9 protein-coding genes and 2 rRNA genes (1 of these 11 running past the window's edge) are annotated in these 9,314 nt (G+C 39.9%); all 11 read left to right on the top strand.

From position 1 onward, the window contains the following. Positions 1–2,489, top strand: a 23S ribosomal RNA gene (locus tag M1D66_RS27120) (it extends 433 nt beyond the left edge of the window). 49 nt (positions 2,490–2,538) lie between these two features. Beyond that, positions 2,539–2,654, top strand: a 5S ribosomal RNA gene (gene rrf / locus M1D66_RS27115). A gap of 189 nt (positions 2,655–2,843) precedes the next feature. After that, entirely contained in the window at positions 2,844–3,023 is a 180-nt protein-coding gene (locus M1D66_RS27110) for a sigma factor G inhibitor Gin (RefSeq protein WP_000776278.1), read from the top strand. 71 nt (positions 3,024–3,094) lie between these two features. Next, positions 3,095–4,516 carry an aminotransferase class I/II-fold pyridoxal phosphate-dependent enzyme gene (locus tag M1D66_RS27105; protein ID WP_242554908.1) on the top strand — a complete coding sequence of 474 codons (1,422 nt, stop codon included), beginning with the start codon at positions 3,095–3,097 and terminating at the stop codon, positions 4,514–4,516. 1 nt (position 4,517) lies between these two features. Next, a complete protein-coding gene (gene tmk / locus M1D66_RS27100) occupies positions 4,518–5,144 on the top strand; it encodes a dTMP kinase (protein ID WP_000677217.1) in 627 nt (208 codons plus the stop codon). Positions 5,145–5,179: 35 nt separating this feature from the next. Further along, entirely contained in the window at positions 5,180–6,163 is a 984-nt protein-coding gene (gene holB / locus M1D66_RS27095; protein WP_000169561.1) for a DNA polymerase III subunit delta', read from the top strand. Positions 6,164–6,168: 5 nt separating this feature from the next. Beyond that, the gene (locus M1D66_RS27090) at positions 6,169–6,996 is read left to right on the top strand and encodes a PSP1 domain-containing protein (protein ID WP_000272429.1); all 828 of its coding nucleotides are present in this window, start codon (positions 6,169–6,171) and stop codon (positions 6,994–6,996) included. Positions 6,997–7,010: 14 nt separating this feature from the next. After that, positions 7,011–7,361 (top strand): DNA replication initiation control protein YabA, encoded by a 351-nt coding sequence (gene yabA, locus M1D66_RS27085; RefSeq protein WP_000412063.1) that lies wholly within the window; start codon positions 7,011–7,013, stop codon positions 7,359–7,361. An 82-nt stretch (positions 7,362–7,443) separates the two neighbouring features. Next, on the top strand, positions 7,444–8,184 hold the full coding sequence (locus tag M1D66_RS27080) for a tRNA1(Val) (adenine(37)-N6)-methyltransferase (RefSeq protein WP_001055366.1): 741 nt from the start codon (positions 7,444–7,446) through the stop codon (positions 8,182–8,184). After that, positions 8,171–8,461: a GIY-YIG nuclease family protein gene (locus tag M1D66_RS27075; RefSeq protein ID WP_000414350.1), complete on the top strand. Its 291-nt coding sequence runs from the start codon at positions 8,171–8,173 to the stop codon at positions 8,459–8,461. The genes M1D66_RS27080 and M1D66_RS27075 overlap by 14 nt, the downstream gene beginning before the upstream one ends. Continuing rightward, a complete protein-coding gene (gene rsmI, locus M1D66_RS27070; protein ID WP_000267821.1) occupies positions 8,430–9,305 on the top strand; it encodes a 16S rRNA (cytidine(1402)-2'-O)-methyltransferase in 876 nt (291 codons plus the stop codon). Before M1D66_RS27075 ends, rsmI begins: the two co-directional genes overlap by 32 nt. The last annotated feature ends 9 nt before the right edge of the window (positions 9,306–9,314 follow it).

The raw sequence follows: 9,314 nt of genomic DNA, 5'->3' as shown, positions 1-9,314 counted from the left end.
TGAAATTCCGTCGGAATCTGGGAGGACCATCTCCCAAGGCTAAATACTCCCTAGTGATCGATAGTGAACCAGTACCGTGAGGGAAAGGTGAAAAGCACCCCGGAAGGGGAGTGAAAGAGATCCTGAAACCGTGTGCCTACAAATAGTCAGAGCCCGTTAACGGGTGATGGCGTGCCTTTTGTAGAATGAACCGGCGAGTTACGATCCCGTGCGAGGTTAAGCTGAAGAGGCGGAGCCGCAGCGAAAGCGAGTCTGAATAGGGCGTTTAGTACGTGGTCGTAGACCCGAAACCAGGTGATCTACCCATGTCCAGGGTGAAGTTCAGGTAACACTGAATGGAGGCCCGAACCCACGCACGTTGAAAAGTGCGGGGATGAGGTGTGGGTAGCGGAGAAATTCCAATCGAACCTGGAGATAGCTGGTTCTCCCCGAAATAGCTTTAGGGCTAGCCTTAAGTGTAAGAGTCTTGGAGGTAGAGCACTGATTGGACTAGGGGTCCTCATCGGATTACCGAATTCAGTCAAACTCCGAATGCCAATGACTTATCCTTAGGAGTCAGACTGCGAGTGATAAGATCCGTAGTCAAAAGGGAAACAGCCCAGACCGCCAGCTAAGGTCCCAAAGTGTGTATTAAGTGGAAAAGGATGTGGAGTTGCTTAGACAACTAGGATGTTGGCTTAGAAGCAGCCACCATTTAAAGAGTGCGTAATAGCTCACTAGTCGAGTGACTCTGCGCCGAAAATGTACCGGGGCTAAATACACCACCGAAGCTGCGGATTGATACCAATGGTATCAGTGGTAGGGGAGCGTTCTAAGGACAGTGAAGTCAGACCGGAAGGACTGGTGGAGTGCTTAGAAGTGAGAATGCCGGTATGAGTAGCGAAAGACGGGTGAGAATCCCGTCCACCGAATGCCTAAGGTTTCCTGAGGAAGGCTCGTCCGCTCAGGGTTAGTCAGGACCTAAGCCGAGGCCGACAGGCGTAGGCGATGGACAACAGGTTGATATTCCTGTACCACCTCTTTATCGTTTGAGCAATGGAGGGACGCAGAAGGATAGAAGAAGCGTGCGATTGGTTGTGCACGTCCAAGCAGTTAGGCTGATAAGTAGGCAAATCCGCTTATCATGAAGGCTGAGCTGTGATGGGGAAGCTCCTTATGGAGCGAAGTCTTTGATTCCCCGCTGCCAAGAAAAGCTTCTAGCGAGATAAAAGGTGCCTGTACCGCAAACCGACACAGGTAGGCGAGGAGAGAATCCTAAGGTGTGCGAGAGAACTCTGGTTAAGGAACTCGGCAAAATGACCCCGTAACTTCGGGAGAAGGGGTGCTTTCTTAACGGAAAGCCGCAGTGAATAGGCCCAAGCGACTGTTTAGCAAAAACACAGCTCTCTGCGAAGCCGTAAGGCGAAGTATAGGGGGTGACACCTGCCCGGTGCTGGAAGGTTAAGGAGAGGGGTTAGCGTAAGCGAAGCTCTGAACTGAAGCCCCAGTAAACGGCGGCCGTAACTATAACGGTCCTAAGGTAGCGAAATTCCTTGTCGGGTAAGTTCCGACCCGCACGAAAGGTGTAACGATTTGGGCACTGTCTCAACCAGAGACTCGGTGAAATTATAGTACCTGTGAAGATGCAGGTTACCCGCGACAGGACGGAAAGACCCCGTGGAGCTTTACTGTAGCCTGATATTGAATTTTGGTACAGTTTGTACAGGATAGGCGGGAGCCATTGAAACCGGAGCGCTAGCTTCGGTGGAGGCGCTGGTGGGATACCGCCCTGACTGTATTGAAATTCTAACCTACGGGTCTTATCGACCCGGGAGACAGTGTCAGGTGGGCAGTTTGACTGGGGCGGTCGCCTCCTAAAGTGTAACGGAGGCGCCCAAAGGTTCCCTCAGAATGGTTGGAAATCATTCGTAGAGTGCAAAGGCATAAGGGAGCTTGACTGCGAGACCTACAAGTCGAGCAGGGACGAAAGTCGGGCTTAGTGATCCGGTGGTTCCGCATGGAAGGGCCATCGCTCAACGGATAAAAGCTACCCCGGGGATAACAGGCTTATCTCCCCCAAGAGTCCACATCGACGGGGAGGTTTGGCACCTCGATGTCGGCTCATCGCATCCTGGGGCTGTAGTCGGTCCCAAGGGTTGGGCTGTTCGCCCATTAAAGCGGTACGCGAGCTGGGTTCAGAACGTCGTGAGACAGTTCGGTCCCTATCCGTCGTGGGCGTAGGAAATTTGAGAGGAGCTGTCCTTAGTACGAGAGGACCGGGATGGACGCACCGCTGGTGTACCAGTTGTTCTGCCAAGGGCATAGCTGGGTAGCTATGTGCGGAAGGGATAAGTGCTGAAAGCATCTAAGCATGAAGCCCCCCTCAAGATGAGATTTCCCATAGCGTAAGCTAGTAAGATCCCTGAAAGATGATCAGGTTGATAGGTTCGAGGTGGAAGCATGGTGACATGTGGAGCTGACGAATACTAATAGATCGAGGACTTAACCATATAATATGTAGCAAATGTTATCTAGTTTTGAAGGAATATGCCTTCATAGTTTGGTGATGATGGCAGAGAGGTCACACCCGTTCCCATACCGAACACGGAAGTTAAGCTCTCTAGCGCCGATGGTAGTTGGGACCTTGTCCCTGTGAGAGTAGGACGTCGCCAAGCAACTAAAAACACAAGTCATTTGACTTGTGTTTTTTTGTATTGTTAAAAAGAATGGGAAAGAAGTAATGGAAATACAAACACGTTGCCCAAGAGTTAATCATATTATATAAAAGCTGGGTGTATATTTTTCTGTAAATTGTTAAGGATTAGAAGTATAAAATAGGTTCACTTAAATAGGGAGGGAAGATTATGAAATTACAAAGTGAAGTTTGTATTGTTTGTGAGACAAAAAGAAAAGAAGGTATATATGTTTATAATAATTTAATATGCCATGAATGTGAAAAGGATATGGTGAATACAGAGACAGATGATCCGAAATATATATATTATTTAAAGCAGCTTCGAAAATTAGAAGTATCATATTTTTAAATAGGCATATGCCTATTATTTTTTTTGTTCTGTATAATAGATAGAGAATGAATAATAAGGAAGAGATGTAGATGAATCAAAATCGTATGCCTTTATATGAGGCGTTAATAGAGTTTAAAGAAAGAGGGCCGTTATCCTTTCATGTTCCTGGTCATAAGAATGGTTTAAACTTCCCTCAGGAGGCAATAAGAGAGTTTAAAGGTATTCTATCTATTGATGTAACTGAATTAGCAGGACTAGATGATTTGCATAGTCCGTTTGAATGTATAGATGAGGCACAACAATTATTGGCTGAAGTTTATAATACAAAGAGAAGTTATTTTTTAATTAATGGTTCAACAGTCGGGAACTTAGCAATGATTTTGTCTTGTTGCGGGGAACATGATATTGTTCTTGTACAAAGAAATTGTCATAAATCAATTATTAATGGTTTAAAACTTGCGGGAGCAAATCCCATTTTTTTAGATCCATGGATTGATGAAGCTTATAACGTACCAGTGGGAGTTCGTAATGAAATTATTAAGAACGCAATTGGAAAGTATCCAAATGCGAAAGCACTTATTTTAACGCATCCTAATTATTATGGTACGGGGATGGATTTAGAGGCAAGCATCGCTTTTGCACATGCACATAAAATCCCTGTTTTGGTAGATGAGGCACATGGGGCACATCTATGTTTGGGAGAACCATTCCCGAAGTCAGCATTAACATATGGTGCAGATATTGTAGTTCATTCTGCACATAAAACATTACCCGCAATGACAATGGGTTCCTATTTACATATAAATAGTCATTTAGTAGACGAAGATAAGGTTACTACTTATTTAAGTATGCTACAATCTAGTAGTCCATCGTATCCAATTATGGCTTCCTTGGATATAGCACGCTTTACAATGGCGCGTATAAAAGAAGAAGGTCACAGTGAAATTGTTGAGTTTTTACGAAGATTTAAGGAACAATTACGTTCTATTCCCCAAATCGCCATTTTAGAATATCCGTTGCAAGATGAGTTAAAGGTCACCGTACAAACTCGTTGTCAGTTATCAGGGTACGAATTACAGTCTGTATTTGAAAAGGTCGGTATATATACAGAGATGGCTGATCCGTACAATGTCCTATTTATTTTACCGTTACAAGTAAATGAGGGATATATGAAGGTTATAGAGATGATCCGAGTAGCATTGCAACATTATGAGGTGAAAGACAAGAGGGAATCTATTCGTTATACTTATAATGGTGAATTCTCTCTTTTACCGTATACGTATAAACAACTAGACGGATATGAAACAAAGATAGTATCTATAGAAGATGCTGTTGGAATGATAGCGGCGGAAATGGTGATTCCGTATCCACCTGGAATTCCATTAATTATGTATGGAGAGAGAATTACTTCAGAGCATAAAGAGCAAATTATGTATTTAGAAAGAGCAGGAGCTCGTTTTCAAGGTAATACGAAATATATGAAAGTGTATGATATAGAAAGTAGGTTTTAGGATGAAGGGATTATTTGTAACAATTGAGGGCCCAGAAGGTTCAGGTAAAACAACGTTAATTAAAAGTTTATTGCCATATTTTGAACAAAAAGCACAAAAGGTAATGGCGACAAGGGAACCAGGCGGTATTGCAATTTCTGAGGACATTAGGACGATTTTACATAAACAAGAATATACGATGATGGAAGCACGTACAGAAGCGCTTCTTTATGCTGCTGCGCGCAGACAACATTTAGTAGAAAAAGTTATGCCAGCACTTAATGAGAAATACCTCGTGTTATGTGATCGTTTTATAGATAGCTCTTTAGCATACCAAGGCTATGCAAGAGGATTGGGTATGGATAAGGTATTTGAAATAAATCGTTTCGCAACAGAGGACTGTATGCCTAGTTTAACAATTTATCTAGACATTGAGCCTGAGGTTGGTTTGGCTCGGATTGAAAAAGATGCAGGACGTGAAGTAAATCGACTAGATATGGAAGATATCTCTTTCCATAAACGTGTGCGCGAAGGGTATTTACAAGTTGTAGAACGTTTCTCGGATCGTATTGTATTGGTAAATGCTGATCAACCGATGGAAAAACTTATAGAAGAAGTTGTTCAGATTATAGAAGATAAATTGTTATAATAGAAGGAAAGAATGAAATAAGTGAGGTATGCATTATGACGAAGACGTGGGAGCAGCTTTCTGCTATACAACCCATCGGTGTAAAAATGTTGATGAATAGCATTGCAAAAGAGCGTATATCCCACGCTTACTTGTTAGAGGGAGGGAAAGGGACAGGAAAGTTTGCGACAGCAATTCAAATGGCAAAGAGTTTCCTCTGTTCTGAGCGGAATGGAGTAGAGCCCTGCCATGTATGTACAAACTGTAAGCGAATTGATTCAGGTAACCACCCTAACTTACATATTGTAAAACCAGACGGATTATCTATTAAGAAGCAGCAAATTCATGATTTACAAGAAGAGTTTTCCAAAACAGGATTAGAGGCAAATAAAAAAATATATATTATTGAGCACGCAGATCGTATGACAGCAAATGCGGCAAATACACTTTTGAAATTTTTAGAAGAACCAAGTAGTGATACAACTGCTATTTTACTTACTGAACAAAGTCATCAAATTTTAAATACGATTTTATCTCGCTGCCAAGTTGTTACGTTTAGACCGTTACCTACGGAATCTTTAATTAGAAGATTACAGGATGAAGGGATTACAGCATCTTTATCGACACTTGCTGCTCAACTTACAAATAGTTTTGATGAAGCTTTAGCTTTATGTAGTGATGAATGGTTTGCACAAGCACGAGCTTTAGTGATAAAATTATGTGAAGCGCTCGAAAAAGATAAAACCTCTATTTTTTTTGTACAAGAAAAATGGGGAAAACACTTTGGAGAGAAAGAACAATTACAGCAAGGTTTAGATATGTTACTCCTTATTTATAAGGATTTATTATATGTTCAACTTGGAGAAGAAGATCGTCTTGTTTTTCATGAGCAGAAAGAGATGTTTGAATCGTTTTCCTATGCTCAGAAGCGCATTGTATCAGCTCTCTTTAATATATTAGAGGCAAAAAATAGAATCAACGCTAATGTAAATGCGCAGCTTGTGTTCGAACAGTTAGTGTTGCGGTTGCAGGAGGGATGACCGTTTTGTATGATGTAGTAGGTGTTCGCTTTAAGAAGGCCGGAAAGGTATATTACTTTGATCCAAACCAGTTCGATATCTCTGAAAATGAGTTTGTCATTGTAGAAACGGTAAGAGGTATTGAATACGGAAAAGTAGTTATTACCAAAAAACAAGTTGATGAAAACGACGTTGTATTACCGCTAAAAAAGGTTATTCGTATTGCAAATGAAAATGATCGTACCATTGTTGAAGAGAACAAACATGCTGCCAAAGAAGCATATCAAGTCTGTCAACAAAAGGTAGTAGAGCATAATCTTGATATGAAACTTGTAGATGTAGAGTATACATTCGATCGTAATAAGATTATTTTCTATTTTACTGCGGATGGTCGGATCGATTTCCGCGAACTAGTGAAGGACTTAGCCGCAATTTTTAGAACAAGAATTGAACTAAGACAAATTGGTGTTCGTGATGAAGCGAAGATGCTAGGTGGTATTGGTCCATGTGGTCGTATGCTTTGTTGTTCTACTTTTTTAGGGGATTTTGAACCTGTATCCATTAAAATGGCAAAGGATCAAAATTTATCATTAAATCCTGCAAAAATCTCTGGTTTATGTGGTCGCTTAATGTGTTGCTTAAAATATGAGAATGATGAATATGAGGCAGCAAAGGAACAACTTCCTGATTTAGATCAACGTATACAAACCCCGCATGGTACTGGCCGTGTTATCGGATTAAATATTTTAGAAAGATTAATTCAAGTGGAACTAGTAGACAAGGAACGGATAGTAGAATATACGTTAGATGAGTTAGTGAATAAAGGGGTCGTTTCGAGTCAAACCACAGATTAATGAGGTGGGTGCTTGTGGAGAAAAAAGATATTTTTGAATCGGTTTCTAGTATGGAAGAGCAAATTGGACATTTATATAAACAGTTGGGAGAGTTAAAACAGCATCTTGCAGAGTTGTTGGAAGAAAACCAGCATATAAAAATGGAAAATAACAATTTGCGACACCGTTTTGAAGAAGTGCAGAATAAAGAAAAACAAAAAACTCAAAAACGTAAAGAAGTGAAGCCGAAAACAGATATTGGTGAAGGCTATGACAATTTAGCGAGACTATATCAAGAAGGTTTTCATATTTGCAATCTACATTATGGAAGTGTACGTAAAGAGGGAGATTGTTTGTTCTGTCTTTCATTCTTAAATAAAAAGTGAAATTACCTTTCCAATTATAATTGGAAAGGTAATTTTTTATACATGAAATAGGGTAGGTTAAGGGTAAGAAAAGGAGCAGTATATGAATTTATATGAAGATGAACGTTTAGATTACTTATTAGCACAAGACATGAAGATTATACAAAGCCCATCAGTATTTAATTTTTCTTTAGATGCCGTTTTACTTGCAGATTTTGCATGGGTACCAATTCAAAAGGGGAATTTACTTGATTTGTGTACAGGTAACGCGGTTGTTCCCCTTCTATTAAGTACAAGAACAAAAGGAAATATTACTGGTGTGGAAATTCAAGAACGCTTATATGATATGGGAGTAAGAAGTGTTCAATACAATGGGTTGGAAGAAAGAATTCACCTCATACATGGAGATTTGAAAGATATGCCAGAGAAACTTGGGCGTCATCAATATGATGTTGTTACATGTAATCCACCATATTTTCAAACACCTCAAACTTCAGAGAAAAATATGAATGAACATTTAGCGATAGCTCGTCATGAAATTATGTGTACATTAGAAGATGTTGTATCTGCAAGTAGTCAGTTAGTAAAACAAGGTGGGAAAGTAGCGTTTGTTCATCGTCCAGGGCGATTACTAGACATTGTCACATTAATGCGTAAATATAAAATTGAACCAAAGCGTGTGCAATTTGTTTATCCTAAGGTTGGAAAAGAAGCAAATACATTGTTAATTGAAGGAATTAAGGATGGAAATGCAGATTTGAAAATTTTACCGCCTCTCGTTGTATATGAGAACAATAACGAATATACAAAGGAGCTGCGTTCAATTTTATATGGAGAAGAATAAGCACTTTTTTTATGTGGTAGAGTGCTCTGATGGAAGTTATTATGCTGGATATACAAACCATATAGAAAAGAGAATTCAGACTCATAATAGCGGCAAAGGGGCTAAGTATACACGCGTCAGGCTTCCTGTCGTTTTAAAATATGTAGAGACCCACGATGATAAGCGTACAGCTATGCAAGCGGAGTATTACTTTAAGCAATTAACGAGAAAACAAAAAGAGGCATATATGCAAAAAGGAGAACGCTATGTGGCAACAAAAAAGCTTTCAACAAAATGAAAAGGGAGTTTTATATTTAGTACCAACTCCTATTGGAAATCTAGAAGATATGACATTTCGTGCAATCCGAATTTTAAAAGAAGTTGATTTAATTGCTGCTGAAGATACGAGACAAACGAAAAAACTTTGTAATTATTTTGAAATTGAAACACCTGTCACGAGTTATCATGAGCACAATAAAGAAGTAAGTGGGAAGAAACTATTAGAGAAATTAGAGGATGGAAAGAATGTAGCACTTGTTAGTGACGCTGGTATGCCGTGTATTTCTGATCCAGGTTACGATATTGTCGTTGAGGCAGTAGCTGAGCAATATCATGTAATTCCGCTTCCTGGAGCAAATGCAGCCCTTACAGCATTAATTGCATCCGGTCTTGAAACAAAGCAGTTTTATTTCTATGGTTTCTTGCAGAGAAACAAAAAGGAACGGAAGATGGAGTTAGAAAAGCTTCGTTATGTACAAACTACAATGATGTTTTATGAAGCACCTCATCGTTTAGATGATACTTTAATTTCGATGCAGGAAGTGTTGGGAAATAGAGAGATTGTATTATGTCGAGAGTTAACGAAAAAATTTGAGGAATTTATTCGAGGAACAATCGAAGAAGCAATTGAGTGGACGAAGCAAAATGAAGTACGTGGTGAGTTTTGTATTTTAGTAGCTGGTTCAACAGAAGAACCTGCTCCAGAAGAACAATGGTGGGAATCTCTTTCGGTATATGATCATATTGAATATTATATAAATGAAAAAAGTATGAATTCAAAAGAAGCGATTAAAACAGTCGCTAAAGATCGAGATTTGTCGAAAAGAGATGTATATCAAATCTATCATGTCGATAAAAAATAAGCTTCTCAT

It is taken from the genome of Bacillus sp. PK6-16 (assembly GCF_056530295.1).
This window is presented reverse-complemented; position numbering and strand designations above follow the sequence as displayed.